Genomic DNA, 20,231 nt, shown 5'->3' with positions numbered 1-20,231 from the left:
CTTTTAAATCTACTCCTTATACCTATCCCAACACACTATACTTAGGTCTCCTAGCTCTAGTAGGATACTCTTCAGTACTAATTGGGTTTACTTTTATACTTATATTATTCTCTTTAAATATCGATATAGCAAAGTCATACCAGGAACAAACTATTCCTCCACTAAAGTGATAAATCCCGTAAGCTTTACTTCCTTGTATCAAGGACAATAAGAAATGACATAAATCCATAGCATCAGTAGGACAACCTATCTGATCATTTACTACGCTAATCTCATTTCTTGTCTCTGCTAAACGAAGCATTGTCTTCTTAAAGTTGTGCCCATAATCAGAGTACACCCATGAAGTACGAACTATATAATAACGCTCCATATTCGCTTTTATATATAATTCACCTTGCAATTTTGACGCCCCATATACATTAATAGGGTTAGGGATATCACTAACAACATAAGGAACACGCTTCTCTCCATCAAAGACAAAATCTGTGGAAATATGCATTAAAACACAATTGTATTTATTACATACTTCTGCCAAGTACAATACAGCTTCGGCATTAACCTTAAACGCTAATTCTTTATCATCTTCTGCTTTATCAACTGCTGTATAAGCAGCCAAATTAACACAATAGTCAGGGCGTTCTAAGCCGAACACTTCATCTAACTTAAGTTTATCACTAATATCAAGGCTAGTTGAATCAAAAAAAACAAAACTTACATCACCATAATCATCTACGAGCGACTTCATACATTGCCCCGTCTGTCCTGCAGCACCAGTAACTAATACTTTTTTCATATAGGTAATGCATTTATAAATAAAGGAAGGTCTTTATCCTTATCAGAAACAATAACTTCATTTAAATCATATTCCCAATCAATCCCAAGACTTGGATCATTATAAATGATACCTCCTTCAGATTCTTTATTATAAACATTATCACACTTGTAAGAGAAAATAGCAGTTTCGCTTTTAACAATAAAACCATGTGCACATCCTCTCGGGATATAAACTTGAGTAAAGTTCTCATCAGATAATACTTGGGTAAAATGCTTACCATAAGTACTAGAGTCTTTACGTAAATCCAGCACTACATCTAACACTTCTCCTTGTAGAACACGTACTAACTTTGCTTGTTGATACTTCCCACGTTGATAGTGTAACCCTCTAAGAACTCCCTTAGAAGACTTCGACTGATTATCTTGAATAAAACGTACATTTAACCCTGTCTTTTCTTCAAAAACACGCTCATTAAAACTTTCAAAGAAATATCCTCTTTCATCAAAGAACACTTTAGGTTCTATCACGATACATTCATTTATTGGTGTATTGAATACTTTCATTTTTTACAAGTGATTTCTAGACTATAAAATTACGCTTAAAATAGCAATTTAACATATAAAAAAAACAAAAAGCCATAGTAAGAGATCTTACTATGGCCTTCTTATCTTAATCTATTTAGATTCTAATTACTTAATATTAAAGATTTGCTCTAATATCTTGATTGTGATTAGATATGTTGGTTTTACACCTGTTGTACCTAATCCTCCTGAAGCTAATGTACTACCCGTTTCTAATGGGTTATCTGATGCATAATATGCATATCTAACTTTTACATTAGGGTTAATACTCTTTCTAATCTTAGAGGCAGACTGGATTGCTTTTTGGTAATGCGCACCTTCCATCTCTAGACCTATAACTCCCCAAGTAGAATCGTGGAAGAACTTTAATAAATCCTTATTCTGAAGAGAAGTACCTAGCACAGTTACCATCGTACCTCCAAACACAGGAATATCATCATTCTTAAACATATCCACTGTCAACTCATTATCAAAAGGATAGTTATCCCCTGTTCCTTCATTAATATGAGCGAAAGGAATCATAATATCTCCTTTATCTCCCACTAAGATACCTGCTTTCCCCATGATAGATACAGACTCTACATCAATCATAGTTGTCTTTTTATAAGGCTTAAGAAGTTCATCGATAGTCTCATAAGCCTGCTCACCGAATGCATAATCCATTACGATGATTACAGGATATTGACCTTCTATTTGTTGAGCTTTAAAGTTAGTATCTGCAAAATTAATCTTAGCTGTATCAAATATCTGTACATCAATATTAGTACCTGACTCATCTTTTAAGAACACCATACCTTCATTCTCTGCACGCTCATTAACTAGCGTTCTTAGATGTTTGTTTTCAGGTTTACTTAACTCCTCATATACCTCAAGTTCAGACTCTACCTCAACCTCATTTTTCACTACTGATGGAGCAAATATAGAGTTCATCACACTGTGCATATTAGCACTGATAACATGAATAGGGCGATCTAATAAACCTTTATCAGTCAATACCTCTTTAATTCTATCAGACCACATCTCACCATAAATATGGTGACCTAAACGCTCTCTTAATAATGGGCTAAAAGTAATCGTACGTTTATCATTGTACACATCCTCTTCTATAGCCAATTTACCTAACCAGTAGATTACATCTAAGAAACGATCTGGATTCTCAGTTATAGCGAATTTCTCATATACATCTAGCACCTCTGCAAAAGAACGTCCTAATACATTAGCTAAGTGAGACATAATTACCTCTTTCTCTTCTAATTCTAATGGTTCTTTTTTATTAGCCGCAGTTTCTATTTTTTTCCAATCGCGAGTTACTTTACCTTCCTCTCCGATTAACACACGTTCTTTAATCTTGTGTGATTCAATGAAGATAAACGTCAAGTGAGTAAGCACGTCATAAATATCAGATCTACCTCTAGTAATCTCGATGTTCATTTGCTCCTCATCTATACGATAACAGTTTCTTCTTCTCTTAGGTGGTACGATAGCAGTAAAGTGAGAGAAAGAATATCCTTCATCTGATGTTAAGTTAATATAACGACACTCCTCTATTCCTATAGGAAGACGCTCTATAACGTATAACAAACCATTTAACTCTACTTTTTCCTCTGCGATTGTACCATATATTTCTGGACGCAATTCTAATAACGCTTCTCTTAACGTATCCCCTGACACTCCCATTGGTTTATAGAAACCACGGTTAAACAAATGGCGCATTGTTATATACATACGCTCCACAGCTGCAGACGATACTTGCGCTCTCGTTCTAGATATATTTTTTATCTCTTTCATATACTTCTCCTTTTTACGTCTTATTATTTCTTGTTACTAATATAATTTTAATCGATCAGCAATGTTTCTATCATTACTTAATCTAGGCAATTTATTTTGCCCACCCAGCTTTCCTATACTCTTCATATAATCCTGAAAGCCTTCTTGTTTTACTTTAGAGATTACTAATGTTCTTAATACTTTCCCTACAATTAAATCATCATAGTACATATTCTGTTTTCTAAGAGCATTATCTATCTTTAAAGCAAAAGTTTCTAAATCCTCCGGTTCATTGCCAAACTCTATCAACCATTCATGGTATGGCAATCCTTCCGTTGGGGTAATCTGTGGAGCCACTGTAAACTCATTCACAGTCACAGTAGTACCTTCCATCGCTTGCTGTATAGCAGATTCCACCTCTTTACCTATCACATGTTCTCCAAAAGCAGATATATAATGCTTAATACGGCCAGACACTACCACTCTATAAGGTTTTAAGTTAACGAACTGTACCGTATCCCCTATATTATACCCCCATAGACCAGCATTAGTAGAGATAATTAATACATAATTCACACCTAACTCTACCTCTCCTATTGTATATCTTCTAGCATTGTCAGAGAAGAACTCCTCTGCTTTTATAAACTCATAAAATATACCCGCATTTAGCAGCAATAGCATTCCTTTCTCTGTCTGTGTATCTTGATAGGCAAAGAAACCTTCTGAAGCAGGAAACAACTCAATAGAAGGTACTTTACGCCCTATCATCTGTTCAAACTTACTTCTATAAGGTTCGTAATTCACTCCTCCGTATATAAACAGATTAAAGTTCGGGAATATCTCTCCTATTGGCTTGCCCTTCTTTTCTTTCAGTTTCTCAAAGTACATCTGTACCCAACTTGGGATACCCGAAATCAAACTCATATTAAGATTTACAGTTTCCTCTACTACAGCATCTACTTTAGTTTCCCAATCCTCTATACAGTTAGTTTTATAACTAGGAAGTCTATTCTTTTGCAGATACGCAGGTACATAATGTGCCACAATACCAGATAACCTACCTAATTTTATGCCATTCTTTTCATCTAGTATAGGGCTTCCTTGTAAGAATATCATCTTGCCATCTACGAAGTCAGCTTTACCAGTCTCGTGTACATAAGCTAAGATAGCATTACGAGCTGCCTCTATGTGATACGGCATAGATTCTTTTGTTAGAGGTATGTATTTAGCACCAGACGTGGTTCCAGAAGTCTTAGCGAAGTACAGAGGTTTTCCCTTCCATAGTACATCGTTTTCTCCTGCTACTACTCTATCTACATAAGGCTTTAATTCCTCGTAATCTCTAACAGGCACATGCTTTACGAACTCCTCATGTGTGGTAATAGACTCAAAATTGTGGTCTTTACCAAAGGCAGTTTGTTTAGCCTCATTTATTAATTGTTCGAACACCCTTTTTTGGGTATTCACTGGGTCATTTGCCCATTTTTGTGTCTTCTTATGTATAATTGAAGCAAATATCTTAGCTCCAAATGATTTTATTGACATATTCTTTTATTCTAGATCTATAAATAATGAACTATCTAATGGATACGAATCCTTCCATAGTTCAAAGTGAAAATATTTAGTAGAAGCATTTAAAGCAGAAGCTTCACTACTTCCATCAAATAAACCGATAACCTCTCCAGATCTTACACTCTCATATTCTCCTTTAGTAAGAGAAGTCAAATGCTTATATACTGATATCAATCCTTCATCATGCAATAAGATGATTGTATATCCATCTTTTATAGTCCAATCTACAAAGAGTACTGTACCTCTACCGATTGCCTTAACAGGTGTATTAGCAGGAGCTCTAAAGTCAATACCAAAGTGCATAGATCGACTATCGTATTTCTTAACTATCTCTGCATTGATAGGGCTAAACAGTACTTGACTAACCTTAGGTTTACTTTCTTCGAAAATATTATACTTATCTTCAAGTCTAACCATTTCGCGTAACTTCAAATCTGTCTCACTAGGATCTTTATGCTCTATTTGATTTAATGGCTTCTGTGTCAAAGCTAGCGAATCTACACTTGCCTTAGTCACTTGGATCTCTCCTAGTAAAGCACTTTTAATAGCGGATAAATACTGTTGATTCATTCTAGACTCATTCTCTAGAGAGTCCACCTTTAAAGCGAGCTCTACTGCTCTCTGTTTAAGTTCAGCAGACGAATATCCAGGTATATATTCTTTAAGAGGAGTCAGTACTAATAATAATACTGTCGAGAGAATAAATAAAAACACCAATGTAGTACTAGCTCCAAAAACATTAAGCAGATTAAGCTTAAAAGACTTCACGTCTTCAAAAGTCTTATCATTAACTATAACAATACGATACTTACTTAGAAGTGTGCTTTTCCACTTTTTCCTTTTATGTCCCTTTCCTAACATCTATACATGTTTTACTACACAAATATAATAATTATAAAACTCAGCTTAAATTCTTTATATAAATATTCACAATATAAAAGAAAAATTTAGAACAATAAAAACGTTAAAAGTTAAATAAAACCTTTTATGAATAAACGATTTATATTTTTCTTCCTATATTTGTCGCTACTTAATGTTTCAAAAAGATTATTATGAACTCATTACACATATTTTTAGGAGTTGTAGGTCCATGGCAAATTATATTAATTATTGCTATTGTACTATTATTGTTCGGAGGTAAAAAAATACCTGAATTAATGAGAGGACTAGGGTCTGGTATCAAAGAATTCAAAGACGCTACTAGAGACGAGAACGCTCAACAAACTACTAAAAAAGAGAATACTCAAGACAATTCTAAGACAGAGTAACCTCTGATCTTATATCATATATAGACGCGTTATATAGCTATTTGCTGTATAACGCTTTTTTTATGCCCTTACTTCACATCGAGATAATAGGTTTGACTACTAACAATGCTTACAGTAAACATACTAGTCTTGTATAACTTACTCTTTTTAGGCCTTCTATAATTTAGAGATTACTATAATCTAACTTTAAGGCACAAAAAAAGAGCCTATCTTGACAATAAAAGATAGGCCCTTCACTTATAAAACATAATAAAAACACTACTTACCTGCTTGTTTTCTTTTTCAATAACAATGTATTGTTTCAAACTCAAGTTATTTATCTAAAAACAACTATCGTGCCAAAAACAAAAACCAAAGTAGTTTTTTTATATTAATCTCAATATTTTTTTAATCCCATATTATACAGTAGACCAATTGACTAGAATTGACTAAAAATACAAGCTTATTAATCTAAAATCATAGATAACTGTATTCTCTTTTTAGCCACATCTACATCAGTCACTTTAACTTGTACATGCTGATGAAGCTTCACTACTTCATTTACATCGGATACAAAGCCTGCCTTAAGTTGAGAGATATGCACTAATCCACTCTCCTTAATTCCCACATCAACAAAACAACCAAAGTTGGTAATATTATTTATAATACCAGGTAACACCTGCCCAATCTTTAGATCTGTAATTTGCTTCACATTAGGGTCAAACTCAAATACCTTAGCACTACGTCTAGGATCTAACCCTGGCTTCTCCAATTCTTTTAAAATATCTTGTAACGCTAGTACACCTACCTCTCCAGTAGTATATTTATTAGCCTCTACCTTAGCGATAAGCTCTTTATTAGAGATCATCTCACCGATAGACACCTTCATATCCTTAGCTATCTTTTCTACCACACCATAAGCCTCAGGGTGTACAGCCGAATCATCTAATGGATTCTTAGCATTCTTAATCCTAACAAAGGCTGCTGCCTGCTGAAAAGCCTTATCTCCTAATCTAGGTACCTTCTTAAGCTCTGTTCTACTCTCAAATGGCCCATTCTCCGTTCTATACTGCACAATATTCTCAGCCATCTTCTCCCCTATACCAGATACATAGCTCAATAGCGACTTACTAGCTGTATTCAGATTTACTCCCACAGAGTTTACACACTTCATCACTACATTATCCAGCTCTTTTTTAAGCAATGTCTGATCCACATCATGCTGATACTGTCCTACCCCAATAGACTTAGGATCTATCTTTACTAACTCTGCTAACGGATCAGATAATCGACGTCCTATAGACACAGCTCCTCTTACAGTCACATCATAAGTAGGAAACTCCTCTCTAGCTATCTTAGACGCAGAGTATACAGATGCCCCTGCCTCATTTACTACGAATACCTGTACTGGTTTATCGAACGCTATCTTTTTAATAAAGAACTCCGTCTCTCTTGATGCAGTACCATTACCTATCGCGATAGCCTCCACATTATACGCATTTACCATAGAGCGAATCTTCTTCATTGCCATAGTAGTATCCTTTTGAGGAGCGTGTGGAAATATAGTTTCATTATATAGCAAATCTCCTTGTTCATCTAGACACACTACTTTACACCCAGTCTTAAACCCAGGATCGATAGCTAATATACGTTTCTCACCTAATGGCGAACCTAACAATAGTTGAGTCAAATTATCAGCGAATACTTGAATAGAGTTTAAGTCAGCCTTTTCTTTAGCTTCAGCCAAAGCCTCGTTTGCTAATGCTGGCTCTAATAGACGTTTATAACTATCAGCTACTGCCTTCTCCACTATCTTACTACATTCTCCTTTGCCCTTTACTACATTGTCCTCTATAAAGTTTATAGCCTCTTCTTTTTCTATGCCCACATTAAACTTAATAAAACCTTCATTCTCCGCCCTAAGTATAGCTAACAGACGGTGTGCAGGAATCTTATATACAGGCTCAGCCCAATCAAAGTACTGCTCAAACTTCTGTGCAGCCTCATCGTCTTTCTTTGCTTTAACTACTTTTGTACTTACTACACCACTTCTCTGAAACTTACGTCTCAGTGATTTACGCACATACATATTCTCATTAATCCACTCTGCTATGATATCAGACGCCCCTTGTATAGCCTCCTCTTCACTTCCTATCTTGTCATTAATATATCTAGTAGCTATAGAGTCCACATCACTAGCATTCTGAGCCATAATCACCTTCGCTAGAGGTTCTAACCCATTTTCACGAGCTGTATCTGCCTTGGTCTTACGCGTCTTCTTATATGGCAAGTATAAATCTTCTATTTCAGTTAGGTCAAAGCTATTAGAAATCTTAGCCTTAAGCTCCTCAGTTAACTTTCCTTGCTCTTCTATTGAATTTAGTATAGACTCCTTTCTCTTCACTATTCCCTCGTACAGTTCACTATACTTCATTATCTTTTCGACAACTACTTCATCTAAGTTACCCGTTCTGTCTTTTCTATATCGAGCGATGAATGGTATAGTACACCCTTCTCCTAGTAGAGATAAAGTATTCTCTATACTCTTCGCACTTGCATTCACAGCCTGTTGAATAAACTCTATCAACGTCATATTTTATTATTTTAAGAATAGCTAAAATACTACCTTTGCGACAATAAATAAATCACATGAAGTTTTTATTACTATATCTATTCATTATTAACTACTTAGCCTTTACGATGTTTGCCTATGATAAAGAGCAAGCTCTTAAACATGGTCGTAGGGTATCTGAGAAAAATCTATTGACACTATGCTTCTTTGGTGGTAGTCTAGGTGGATGGTTTGCTATGAGAAAACTGAGACATAAGATATCTAAAGACTCTTTTAAAGTTAAGTTTTTTGCTATTGTAGCGATACAGGTAGCTGTATTCTTTATGGTCTTTAAGAGGTAACAATACAGTATATAACTAAAAAAAGACCTCTAACAGGTCTTTCCTTTTACTAAATGCTACCTATCCTCAAAAACTTTATACTTATTCTTGTCTTTAATCGTAACAGTAGAAGTCATTGCAACAGCCTCAATATTACCACATGCGCAACTATCCTTATACACAGGATAACTATACACCACTACCTCACAATTAGTACATTCATAGTATATATACTCTCCCACAATATACCCTATAGCATCCTCTGTAGATAAATACTTTCTCATTTAATTACTTATTAGAATTATTCCTCAAAATAAGCATACAACTGTGGGCATATCACTTGCATTGATTCATCATCATCTTCCTCCCAGTCAAAAGTAATATCATCATTGTACTCAATAAGGGAATCCTTATACTCAAATATTTCTTCACCTGTCTCCTTTTCAAATACATCCCATGCAACACTTTCAAAGCACTCAAAACTATAATACTCTCCCTCTCCAAAATTTACCTCGCTAATCAAGGTATCAGGATTATCTTTAGCTTTATAATACACCTCTTTACCACGAGATACTACCCAGTCTCTAAAGTCCATAAATCCATCATCAGAACAACCACTATTCATGATATAACCTGCACACCACATATGAGAACTATATATCTCATTCGTTAAGTGACTTGTAGTTAAACTAAAACCTATAATCTCTTCTAAAGTCAGTTTTTCTAACACTTTAGTAATATACTCAGATTGTCCACTCTGATCTTTACTATTCTCTAATGAAGCTTCTATTATAGCCCAGTATTGCTCCTCATTCATCAAAGTAGAGTAAGGTTTAAGGTCTTTTACTAATTCCTTCTTATTCATAGTTTCATTAGTTTTCTAACAGTAATACAAACTATTTTTTATTATAAAATTCATCCTTTTCTACAGATCTTATATCCAGATATACCATTGTTCCAGGAGAACTAGCTGATAATTTAGTGTCCAGTACAGAGAACATATCATTCTTAGACTTACTCCACTGGCTAGGATTTAATACAGTAAAACTTGCATTATCTAATATCTTACCATATTCCCCACCGATATTTACATTGCCATTCGCTCTATAGTAATCATAAGCAGTAATCATAGCCCCTTTTAAGTCATCATAGTCAGCCTTACTCTCTACAGCGATATATGTAACTGGTGTTCCTCTAGTAACTCTCTTGATATAATAAAGGTTCTTTACATCTATAGAATCCTTAAAGATACCATCAGAAGAAGTTTCAAAAAACTCATCATAAAACACCTTCCCTACTCTCATTAAGTAAATAGACTTATATCTATTATTACCAGCATTCTCTTTCATCTTTTTGACAAAGACCTCTCCTAACTTCTTATTATTACTAAACGACTTCACAACATCGTTATAAGTATAACATTCAGTGAAATATGAATATTCAGACCCTTTACTATTTCTAGCTACTTCAGATCTAAACTCTTCGCTATCTACAGACTGATTAAACACTCTATTATAAGTTACGATGCCACTCTTAGCCGCAATATCATTTACAATAAGAGGTCTATAATACATAAACATCAGATCATACGGGTTCCTTTCAGCCCTAATCTCAGCATCATATTTACTCTCATCAATACTCTCTTTAGGAAAAACCGCTCCAGGATATGCCAGAACAGAACCACTATAATTAACTATATCTCCATCTACTAAGTACTTGCTATCATCGATATAACGCATATCTCTTTTTAAATGAGAACTCCAATCCCATGTAAAAGCAGTTTTATCAAATCTACCTTCTCTCTGTTCTACAGGTTTGATATTATCCTTATTATCATCATTACTACATGAAGTTATAAATACTCCAAGCATAGCTATTGCGATGCCATATACATATTTTTTCATAGTTTTTTTTCAAAACTACGTATATTAAAAATAATAACGGTGTCCAAAAAAGTCACTTTTGACCTCATTTGGTGATAATGGTCTAATTATCCCTTTTTGATCAATTATGACCATTCAAAAAACACACAAAACACTATAAATCAGTACACAACAAATAATTATTTTTATTTTGTTTTGATACTGTTCGGTAATTCCCTGTGTTTACTTGGGATAAGAGGCTGTTTTCAAAACGATACCAAACTCGTACCCAAACAATCTACTAACTAAACAAATAGAAACTAACTCAAAATAGGGTATAAGTACCCAATAAAAAAGGTTAGACTTTCATCTAACCTTATAATTATGCCACTACATACCAAAATCCAAGATGCATACTACTCTCATCAATTAAACTCAATAGAGAAAGACAAGCCTCATTGCCAAAATAACCATAGCAAATCTCCTTAGTATATCCCAATGTCTGACCAATGACTATTTCTGAATACAGATTCTCTCCACGAGTAGTGATAAAGTGTCCTTTAGTATTGTCATATAGATTTAAGTATTGATCTTCTACTGCATCAGAAGCGAGAAGGAGAGTGCTGTGCTGTGTAGCATCTTTAAGCGAGAACTTTCCATTCTCTATACAGCCGAAATGCTCTGGTAGGATAAAATCTGGCTTCGTAATCTGGTGATACTCTACCTGTACAGAGCTCATCTCTACCATATTAAAGAACTCTTGTGTCTCAATAGTATTCCCTATAATCTCTGTTAATGATTTAATCGCCTCCATTGAGGTAGCGAATAGTACATTAGCATATTCGTTGTCATAATTGCGAACCAACGTATGGTAAACAATTCCTTCTACTTGTATCAATTGACGTTCGAATCGCAATACCGCGAATAACAATTCGTCGTCACTCACATATTCTTTTTTCTTAAAACTGGTAAACTCCATTGCACCTACAGATGCATTACTAATGCGTATCATAATCGCTATTTTTATTGTTATAGTGCAAAAGTAGAGTGGAGGACTGACAGCCTTTTGTCAGGGGTAAAGAAGAAGTATTAATTTTTATTTTTTGACTTTTGGATACACTTTCATAATATCAAAATAAGAATTTCTAAATGCGACTAGGCTCTTATACCCAATCTTATAGGCTATCTCGCTAAGAGTTAATTCGCCCGTATCTAAGAGTTCTATACTCTTCAGAATACGAAAGACCTGTAGATATTTCTGCAGGGTAATACCTGTTTCTTGCTTAAACAGTCGTTGTAAATTGCGCACAGACATGGTTGATCTCAAAGCTAGTTCGTCCAAATCTAAATTAGAAGTAAAGTGCTCATTGATATACGCACATACAGGAACTAATCTATGATCTACAGGCACAGGAAGCTGTAGAGATTGATTCTCGTCACAAAATGATTTTAAACTAACCAATATTGCTTGTAAGAACTGCTCTTTTTCTTCTTCATTACCCACCATTCTATTCCACTTACTAGCATACTGTAGCATCTCTCTCAGCACAGTAGGAGCAGGGAAGATATGTACTCGCTCATAAAATTCATCTTTAGGAACATCTCTATACAGAAGTACTTTCAGATTAATATCTTTTGCGGTAGATGTCGTTGCATGTTGTTGTCCAGACGGAATCCACGCTACGTGATATTGAGGTACTAAATATATACAGTTATCCACATGTAGGTACTGGTATCCTTGCTCTACATAAGTGAGTTGATAGCGCTGATGAGCGTGCTGATATTCATCGTGTACATAGTTGTTTTCATACCACACATAAGCCTGTACTTCAGTAGTATCTTCATACACTCCAAGCAACTTCTCTGTTAAACCACATTTGATATTGGCGTTCTGCATATATTTTTTGACAAATATAATATAAACGTCAATAATACATTTGTATAAATAATAAATCATAACAATGAGAAAACTATATACTCTAGTAATCGCTTCGATAGCCTTACTAATTACATCTTCTATTATGGCAAAAGAACAACCTACGCAGATACTAGTACTTATCCATTCTGACAATGGAGGAACGTATAAAATGGCTAAAGAATTAGCCAAAGGAATAGAAAGTCAGCCCAATACTAAGGCGACAATAAAATTAGTTACTACTTCGTCTAACTCATCTTTATCTACACTCCCTGTCGCTACTGTAGAGGAGTTACCTACTTATGATGGGATCGCCTGGGGATCACCTGTATACTTTGGCAATATTAGTACTCCTATGAGTGCATTTATGAGCAAAACAGTAGACTTATGGACAGCGCATGCCTTAGAAGGAATACCTGCTACTGTATTTATGTCTGCAGGAAGTGGAGCAGGTAGAGAACTCGCATTACAAGCCTTTGCTAACAGTCTATCTGTTCATGGTATGATATTAGTTCCTAATGGCATAAGAGCTACAGAGATGATAGATAATAGTGTGCCACAGGGCAATAGTGTATTAGGTGCGAGTAGCTTAGCCTCAAACAAAACAGTAGAACGCCCAAGTAAGAGTGAATTAGCTATCGTTTACGCTCAAGGGGCTAACTTCGCTAAAGTTAGTACTGCTCTTAAAGGTACATTCGTTAAACAAGATATACCTGATAATAAGACTACTGCTGTAGATATAGAAACTGTCTTAAAACAAAAAAATATCACACTTCCTATAGCGCCAAATCCTGTAGGAAATTACACTCCATACTCACAGGCGGGTAACTTAATATTTATCAATCAGGTAGCTCTAAAAGATGGCAAAATACTTTATCCAGGTAAAGTAGGAGTAGATATCACTGAAGAGCAAGCAAAAAAAGCTACTGAACAAACCATGCTAAACGTCATCGCTGTGCTAAAAACCGCAGTAGGAGGGGACCTTAATAGAGTAAAGAAAACGGTACAACTAACAGGGATATTTAATACTACTCCTGACTACTCACAGCACGCTAACCTAATGAATGTAGCTTCTGATTTATCTGTGGAGATATTCGGAGAGAAAGGTAAGCATGCTAGAGGTACATTAGGGGCTACATCTATTCCTGTAAATTCCGCAGTAGAGATACAAGCTATATTTGAAATAGAGTAAACATAAAAAAACTATTCAAAAAGAGGCAAAAAAATAATAGGGTGCCCTTTTGGGCACCCTATTATTTTATAATAAAATACTTGTTATTAAGAACAAGCAATCTTGTTAACTCTATTCTGATGTCTTCCACCTTCGAAAGCTGTGTTTAAGAAAGCTTCTACCATCGCTACAGCTTGTTCTATAGATGTGTAACGCGCAGGAATACTAATCACATTAGCATCATTATGCTGTCTAGCTAACTCTGCAATCTCTTTAGTCCAACACAATGCACAGCGTACACCTTGATGTTTATTAGCTGTCATAGCTATACCATTTCCACTACCACAGATTACTATACCAAAGTCTGCTTTACCTTCTTCGATATCAGTACCTACCTTATGAGCAAAGTCAGGGTAATCTACTGAGTCAAAAGTATCAGTACCGTAATTAGTCACTGTATGTCCTTTTTCTTCTAAATACTTCACGATAGCCTTTTTATACTCTGGTCCAGCGTGGTCGTTTCCAATTGATATTTTCATGATGTGTTGTGTTGAATAATTTGTACAAAGTTAAGAATAATTCCTTTTTACAACCCTAATTCTTCTACAGCTATTTGTCTCATTTCTACTTTTCTCACTTTTCCAGAAATAGTCATCGGGAACTCAGTCACGAACTTCCAGTACTTCGGTATTCTGAAGTGTGCTATCTTCTCGTTGCAGAATGCCTTTAACTCATCTCCTGTGACACTAACTCCTGGTTTAAGAATTACCCAAGCCATAATCTCTTCTCCATACTTCTCATCTGGTACACCTATTACTTGTACATCAGCTATATGTGGATGTGTGTATAAGAAGTCTTCTATCCACTTAGGTGAGATATTCTCTCCACCGCGAATGATAAGGTCTTTAATACGGCCTGTGATAGAGATATACCCCTCGTTATCCATAGTAGCTAAGTCTCCTGTATGCATCCATCTGTTCTCGTCTAGTACTTCACTCGTTAGCGTACGATTATTCCAATATTTAAGCATTACCGAATAACCACGTGTACACAGTTCTCCTGCTTCTCCTCTAGGTACTATTCTACCTGTTTCGGGGTCTATAATCTTTATTTCTAGGTGATCTTGTACAGTTCCTACAGTTGTGGTTTGTTTCGTTATATCTATACCTATATGTGTCTGTGTAGATACAGGAGAGGTCTCTGTCATACCATAGCAGATACTTACTTCTTCCATATGCATCTCTGTCTTCACTCGACGCATTACTTGTTCTGGACATAATGAACCTGCCATAACTCCCGTTCTAAGTGAAGTAAGGTTATACTCTTTAAAGTTTGGCAATTGTAGCTCTGCGATAAACATAGTAGGTACGCCATAAAGTGAAGTACACTTTTCATCTTGTACTACCTGTAGTGTCTTCGCTGGATCAAAGCCATCGTTAGGAATTACAATGGTAGCTCCGTGTGAAGTACAACACAAATTACCTATAACCATTCCAAAACAGTGGTAAAACGGCACTGGAATACACACTCTATCTGCAGTAGTATATTTTAAACGTTTACCGATGAAGTATCCGTTGTTTAATATGTTGTGATGAGTCAATGTTACTCCTTTAGGAAAACCAGTAGTTCCTGATGTATACTGTATATTAACTGCTTCGCCAAACTGTACAGAATCTTCGATAATAGCTAACTCATTATCGGTAATCAGATCGCTATCTGATAAGAAAATATCCCATTCTTCCCCTAAGAATACTACTTCTTTTAATGAAGGACAATCCTCAAAGATGAGAGAGATAATCTTTCTATAATCGCTACTCTTAAAGCTAGGTGCGGATACGATTAGAGCTATTTCTGACTGATTGACAGCGAACTCTATCTCATGTGCTCGATAAGCTGGGTTAATATTCACTAAGATTACACCAATTCGCGCTGTAGCGTACTGCATTAGTACCCACTCATAGCAGTTAGGTGCCCATATGCCTACTCGATCTCCTTTCTGTATATTATGTGCTAATAATGCTTTGGCCACCTTAGTAGTCAGGTCATAAAACTGTCTATAAGTAGCTCTAAACCCTTGATGAACGCTTACTAATGCTTCGTGTTCTGGGTGCTTATCTGTAATTCTCTTTAGATTCTGTCCAATGGTTTCTCCTAACAATGGTGTGTTAGACGCACCATGTACATAAGAAATAGTGTTCATAAATTATAGTTTTTTGTTGGTTTTCCTAAATTACAAAATTTTAAATACAATTAGAATTATATAAGCATTTGTCAGAAATATTATCTAATTATAATAAAAAAGCATGCAGACAGTATGAGGTTAACAACAAAATCAGCACTTTAAAAAAACATCTAAATAAAATAGAGAGTGTAATCAGAACAGCCATTGGTTCATATAATAAAGCGCAAGACTAGAGTAGAAGATAGGTAACATGTATGTTATTACTTTTTTTTTCTATTTTTTATGGAAGCTTTTGGTTGACTTTTTGGAAAATAACTTTGAGCTACATAACTTTGCACTACCAAAAGTACCGAATACTCTAAGGTACAAAACATTCAATGAGAAAAGAAAAATAGTAACTCCACCTTCCTCCATGTAAGGAGTTATTTAAATAAATATTCCTTCGGAACTTAGCTAAAATTGAAGAAATAACATCATTGAAGTAAGACAATCAAATTAAAATATTGCTAAAAATAGGATAAAACAGTTAGTAATTCGTACATTTAAGGATAATTACCAACCCTATTTTAGGTAAACAAACGAATTAGAAAATGGCAAAAAAAATCAAACATAAAAAAAGTAAAGCTTTTGACTTTGCGCCGAAAATATTAAAGTTCTTATCAAAGAACACAACAAAATCATTTAACTATAAACAAATAGCAGGTCAGCTAGAAGTAAATGATACACAAGGTAGAAATGAAATTATCAAAGAACTAAAATACTTAGTATCTAAAGAAAAAATAGAAGAGGTAGAAACTGGTAAATACCGCTTTATCCCTAAAGCTAATTATGTGGAAGGTTATATCGATATGACCGCTCGTAAAACTGCTTATCTAGTAGTAGAAGGAGTGGACGAGGATGTATTTATCCCTACTAATAACTTAAACAAGGCGCTAGATGGTGACTTAGTTAAGGCTTATATCTACAACAAACGTAAAGGTAAAAAACCTGAAGGTGAGGTAGTAGAAATTATCGAGAGACACAAAAAACAGTTTGTAGGAGTTATAGAGATACAAAAGAATTTCGCATTCGTATCTACTGCTGATGCTAAGATGTATACAGATATCTTTATTCCTAAAGAAAAAGTGGGTGATGCTCGTGATGGTGATGTAGTAGTGGTAGAACTAGAAGATTGGCCAGAGAAAGCAGATAGCCCATTCGGTAAGGTTATGAAAGTCCTTGGTAAACAAGGAGAACACAATACTGAGATACACGCTATCTTAGCTGAATATGGTCTTACTGCAGAATTCCCAAAAGAAGTGGATGACTATGCTAATCACTTAGATACGTCTATCACTGAAGAAGAAATAGCTAAACGTAGAGATATGAGAGATATCTTGACTTTTACTATTGACCCTAAGGATGCAAAAGACTTTGACGATGCCTTATCTTTCCGTCAATTAGAGAATGGATTCTACGAAATCGGTGTTCATATTGCTGACGTATCTCACTATGTAAAAGAAGGAACTATCTTAGACGAGGAAGCTTATAATAGAGCTACTTCTGTATATCTAGTAGATAGAACAGTACCAATGTTACCAGAGGTGCTATCTAACTTTGCATGTTCATTAAGGCCTAATGAAGATAAATATACGTTCTCAGCAGTCTTTGAACTTGATGATAAAGCTGAGATTAGAAACAAATGGTTCGGACGTACTGTAACGCACTCTGACCAACGTATGGCGTATGAAGAAGCGCAGTATATCATAGATTCTAAAGACAGAGTTATACCTGCTGATATCTCTCTTACAGGAGAAGATCAGGAGATAAGTGAAGAAGTAGCTAACGCAGTACTTAAACTAAACGAACTAGCAACTATTATGCGTAAAAACCGTATGAATGATGGGGCTATCTCGTTTGATAAAGTAGAAGTTAAGTTTAACTTAAACGAAGAAGCAGAACCAGTAGGGGTATTCTTCAAACAGTCTAAAGAGGCGAATCACTTAATTGAAGAATTTATGCTTCTTGCAAATAGAAAAGTATCTGAGTTTATCGGTAAACAAAAGAAAACATTCGTTTACCGTATTCACGATGAACCAGATCAAGAGAAGTTATTTGCTCTTCAAAATGTTATTTCTCGTTTTGGGCATAGTATTAACTTTAAATCTAAATCTAGTATTTCTAAATCAATCAACAAATTACTAAAAGATGTTGAAGGAAAAAGAGAACAAAACTTAGTAGATACTTTAGCCATTAGATCGATGAGTAAAGCAAGTTATTCTACGAATAATATTGGTCACTATGGATTGGCATTTGACTACTATTCACACTTTACTTCTCCTATTCGTCGTTATCCTGACGTAATGGCTCATAGATTACTACAACACTATCTAGATAATGGTGCTAATGTTAATCCAGAGTTGTTTGAGGTAAAATGTTCTCACTGTTCTTCAAGAGAGAACTTAGCCGCTAATGCAGAGAGAGATAGTATCAAGTACATGCAGGTTAAGTACATGCAAGACCAAAAGGATACAGAGTTCTTAGGTGTTATCTCAGGTGTTACTGAGTGGGGTATCTACGTAGAGATAGTAGATAACAAATGTGAAGGTATGGTACGTATCAGAGAGATAAAAGAAGACTACTACGTATTCGATGAAAAGCAATATGCTTTAGTAGGACAAGCTACTAAAAAGATATTACAACTAGGAGACGAGGTTATCGTTACTGTAAAAAATGCAGACCTAGTTAAGAAGCAATTAGACTTTAACTATATCAAAAAAGTAAACTAATACATGAGAAAACTAGCTTTATTCATAGCGTTAGTAATGAGTACGATTACTTTCGCTCAAACGACAAAGACAGTAGGTAACTTTTCTAAAGTAATCGTCTTTGACCAAATAGCATTAACCTTAGTTCCTGGAGAAGAAGGAAAAATGGAAATAGAAGGGGATAAAGAAGGCTATGTATATGTGGTAAACAAAAATGGTCTGCTAAAAGTAAAGATGAACCTTACGAAAAGCTTCCAAGGTGAAGATATCAAAGTGAAACTGTACTATAAAGATCTTGCAGAGATAGTTGCTGAACAAGGTGCTGGTATCACTGCTGATAATGCTATTAAAGCAACTTCACTTATCGTGAATGCAAAAACAGGTGGAGTTATAACTGCTAAAGTAGATACAGATAAACTAATCGTAAAATCTAGTGCAGGATCAATAGTAACACTAACTGGTAAAACAAATGTACAGGATGTACTAAACAGTTCTGGTGCAAAGGTTAAGAATAAAGATCTTGACTCTAACCAAGCTATTGTAACAGTAAATGCTGGGGGTGTAGCTGAGGTTAAAGCTACAGAACTAGTAGAAGCTAAAGTGAGAGCAGGAGGAGAAATTAGAATATTCGGAAACCCTAAAACAATCAATGAAAAGAATGTTTTAGGAGGCGTAATCACGAAAGTAAGTGAGTAATAGTACTTATATTATTTAAAAATAATGTATCTTGCAAAAGATTATGAATAAATGCCAATTCTAGAATTGGCATTTTTTAATTATATGAGATGTTTGATGGTTTGTTAACAGGTATCACTCTTGGATTCTTTCTAAGTTTTATGATAGGCCCTGTTTTTTTTATCCTTATTGAGACAAGTATAACTAGAGGTTTTAAAGCTGCTATCGCCTTTGATATGGGCGTAATACTAGCTGATGCCTTATTTTTTGCTATTGCCTTTTTCAGTAGCTTTAGATTAATCAATGCAATAAAAGACGACCCTGCTTTATTTATCTTTGGTGGTATCATCATGTTAACCTATGGTATCATTTCCTTTATTAAGCTCAAAAAAGTACAAGTACAAACGCTACAATTAGCTCCTCCAAATCTAAGAAGGGAGTACTTAAATCTCTTCGCTAAAGGGTTCTTATTAAACTTTATCAATGTGGGAGTACTAGGCTTTTGGTTAGGTATAATAATCACTCTAGGCCCTCAAATGGACATGAACCCGAATAAGATGTTTACTTTCTTTGGTTTCTGTATTTTAGCTTACTTTATTACAGATTTATTCAAAATATTCTTGGCTAAACAATTGCGTAAGAAATTAACTCCTCACAATATCTTAAAGGTCAAAAAGATTAGTAGTATCGTGATTATGGTCTTTGGTCTAGTGATAATGATTAAGGGAGTATTACCTAAATCAGCAGATAACAAAATAAATATTCCTCTCCCTAATATGGAGAATACGAAATAAACAAAATAGGCTTAGTGAATCACTAAGCCTATTTTGTTTTATATAACTCCG

Annotated in this window: 19 protein-coding genes; 6 read left to right on the top strand and 13 right to left on the bottom strand. The window is 35.0% G+C overall.

Annotated features, from left to right (window positions below):
• Positions 1 to 22 precede the first annotated feature (22 nt).
• The 5 genes from rfbD to BMX53_RS04265 form a co-directional block, all read right to left on the bottom strand.
• Complete coding sequence (gene rfbD / locus BMX53_RS04285; RefSeq protein WP_038985513.1) at positions 23 to 793, bottom strand: dTDP-4-dehydrorhamnose reductase; 771 nt, start codon at positions 791 to 793, stop codon at positions 23 to 25.
• A complete protein-coding gene (gene rfbC / locus BMX53_RS04280; RefSeq protein WP_038985515.1) occupies positions 790 to 1,338 on the bottom strand; it encodes a dTDP-4-dehydrorhamnose 3,5-epimerase in 549 nt (182 codons plus the stop codon). The genes rfbD and rfbC overlap by 4 nt, the downstream gene beginning before the upstream one ends.
• A gap of 126 nt (positions 1,339 to 1,464) precedes the next feature.
• The gene (locus tag BMX53_RS04275; RefSeq protein WP_038985516.1) at positions 1,465 to 3,144 is read right to left on the bottom strand and encodes a DUF6909 family protein; all 1,680 of its coding nucleotides are present in this window, start codon (positions 3,142 to 3,144) and stop codon (positions 1,465 to 1,467) included.
• A 36-nt stretch (positions 3,145 to 3,180) separates the two neighbouring features.
• Positions 3,181 to 4,668 carry a GH3 auxin-responsive promoter family protein gene (locus BMX53_RS04270; RefSeq protein ID WP_038985517.1) on the bottom strand — a complete coding sequence of 496 codons (1,488 nt, stop codon included), beginning with the start codon at positions 4,666 to 4,668 and terminating at the stop codon, positions 3,181 to 3,183.
• 6 nt (positions 4,669 to 4,674) lie between these two features.
• Positions 4,675 to 5,556: a murein hydrolase activator EnvC family protein gene (locus BMX53_RS04265; RefSeq protein WP_038985519.1), complete on the bottom strand. Its 882-nt coding sequence runs from the start codon at positions 5,554 to 5,556 to the stop codon at positions 4,675 to 4,677.
• A gap of 191 nt (positions 5,557 to 5,747) precedes the next feature.
• Between BMX53_RS04265 and BMX53_RS04260 the strand changes: the two genes are divergently transcribed.
• Positions 5,748 to 5,963 (top strand): twin-arginine translocase TatA/TatE family subunit, encoded by a 216-nt coding sequence (locus BMX53_RS04260; RefSeq protein WP_038985520.1) that lies wholly within the window; start codon positions 5,748 to 5,750, stop codon positions 5,961 to 5,963.
• Between the two features lie 445 nt (positions 5,964 to 6,408).
• Here the strand turns inward: BMX53_RS04260 and BMX53_RS04255 are convergent, their stop codons facing one another.
• Positions 6,409 to 8,535 carry a Tex family protein gene (locus tag BMX53_RS04255; RefSeq protein WP_038985521.1) on the bottom strand — a complete coding sequence of 709 codons (2,127 nt, stop codon included), beginning with the start codon at positions 8,533 to 8,535 and terminating at the stop codon, positions 6,409 to 6,411.
• Positions 8,536 to 8,591: 56 nt separating this feature from the next.
• Between BMX53_RS04255 and BMX53_RS04250 the strand changes: the two genes are divergently transcribed.
• Positions 8,592 to 8,855 carry a DUF1294 domain-containing protein gene (locus BMX53_RS04250; protein ID WP_038985523.1) on the top strand — a complete coding sequence of 88 codons (264 nt, stop codon included), beginning with the start codon at positions 8,592 to 8,594 and terminating at the stop codon, positions 8,853 to 8,855.
• Positions 8,856 to 8,911: 56 nt separating this feature from the next.
• Here the strand turns inward: BMX53_RS04250 and BMX53_RS04245 are convergent, their stop codons facing one another.
• From BMX53_RS04245 to BMX53_RS04225, 5 genes are all read right to left on the bottom strand, one after another.
• Positions 8,912 to 9,118 (bottom strand): hypothetical protein, encoded by a 207-nt coding sequence (locus BMX53_RS04245; protein ID WP_038985524.1) that lies wholly within the window; start codon positions 9,116 to 9,118, stop codon positions 8,912 to 8,914.
• 17 nt (positions 9,119 to 9,135) lie between these two features.
• Entirely contained in the window at positions 9,136 to 9,699 is a 564-nt protein-coding gene (locus tag BMX53_RS04240; protein WP_038985526.1) for a DUF4240 domain-containing protein, read from the bottom strand.
• Positions 9,700 to 9,730: 31 nt separating this feature from the next.
• Positions 9,731 to 10,738 carry a hypothetical protein gene (locus BMX53_RS04235; RefSeq protein WP_038985528.1) on the bottom strand — a complete coding sequence of 336 codons (1,008 nt, stop codon included), beginning with the start codon at positions 10,736 to 10,738 and terminating at the stop codon, positions 9,731 to 9,733.
• 340 nt (positions 10,739 to 11,078) lie between these two features.
• Positions 11,079 to 11,708 (bottom strand): hypothetical protein, encoded by a 630-nt coding sequence (locus tag BMX53_RS04230; protein ID WP_038985530.1) that lies wholly within the window; start codon positions 11,706 to 11,708, stop codon positions 11,079 to 11,081.
• Positions 11,709 to 11,792: 84 nt separating this feature from the next.
• Positions 11,793 to 12,593: an AraC family transcriptional regulator gene (locus tag BMX53_RS04225; RefSeq protein ID WP_038985532.1), complete on the bottom strand. Its 801-nt coding sequence runs from the start codon at positions 12,591 to 12,593 to the stop codon at positions 11,793 to 11,795.
• A 64-nt stretch (positions 12,594 to 12,657) separates the two neighbouring features.
• Between BMX53_RS04225 and BMX53_RS04220 the strand changes: the two genes are divergently transcribed.
• On the top strand, positions 12,658 to 13,803 hold the full coding sequence (locus BMX53_RS04220; protein ID WP_038985533.1) for an NAD(P)H:quinone oxidoreductase: 1,146 nt from the start codon (positions 12,658 to 12,660) through the stop codon (positions 13,801 to 13,803).
• A gap of 86 nt (positions 13,804 to 13,889) precedes the next feature.
• On the opposite strand, the gene rpiB is transcribed toward BMX53_RS04220, so the two are convergent.
• Positions 13,890 to 14,321: a ribose 5-phosphate isomerase B gene (gene rpiB, locus BMX53_RS04215; RefSeq protein WP_038985534.1), complete on the bottom strand. Its 432-nt coding sequence runs from the start codon at positions 14,319 to 14,321 to the stop codon at positions 13,890 to 13,892.
• Between the two features lie 47 nt (positions 14,322 to 14,368).
• Complete coding sequence (locus tag BMX53_RS04210) at positions 14,369 to 15,982, bottom strand: AMP-binding protein (protein WP_074744781.1); 1,614 nt, start codon at positions 15,980 to 15,982, stop codon at positions 14,369 to 14,371.
• 572 nt (positions 15,983 to 16,554) lie between these two features.
• On the opposite strand from BMX53_RS04210, the gene rnr reads away from it, so the two are divergent.
• The 3 genes from rnr to BMX53_RS04195 all read left to right on the top strand — a co-directional run bounded on the left by rnr (position 16,555) and on the right by BMX53_RS04195 (position 20,180).
• On the top strand, positions 16,555 to 18,732 hold the full coding sequence (rnr, locus tag BMX53_RS04205) for a ribonuclease R (protein WP_074744779.1): 2,178 nt from the start codon (positions 16,555 to 16,557) through the stop codon (positions 18,730 to 18,732).
• A 3-nt stretch (positions 18,733 to 18,735) separates the two neighbouring features.
• Entirely contained in the window at positions 18,736 to 19,407 is a 672-nt protein-coding gene (locus tag BMX53_RS04200) for a head GIN domain-containing protein (protein WP_074744777.1), read from the top strand.
• Between the two features lie 89 nt (positions 19,408 to 19,496).
• Entirely contained in the window at positions 19,497 to 20,180 is a 684-nt protein-coding gene (locus tag BMX53_RS04195; protein WP_038985540.1) for a LysE family translocator, read from the top strand.
• Positions 20,181 to 20,231: the final 51 nt, after the last annotated feature.

Source organism: Myroides marinus (assembly GCF_900109075.1).
GTDB classification, from domain to species: domain Bacteria; phylum Bacteroidota; class Bacteroidia; order Flavobacteriales; family Flavobacteriaceae; genus Flavobacterium; species Flavobacterium marinum_A.
This window is presented reverse-complemented; position numbering and strand designations above follow the sequence as displayed.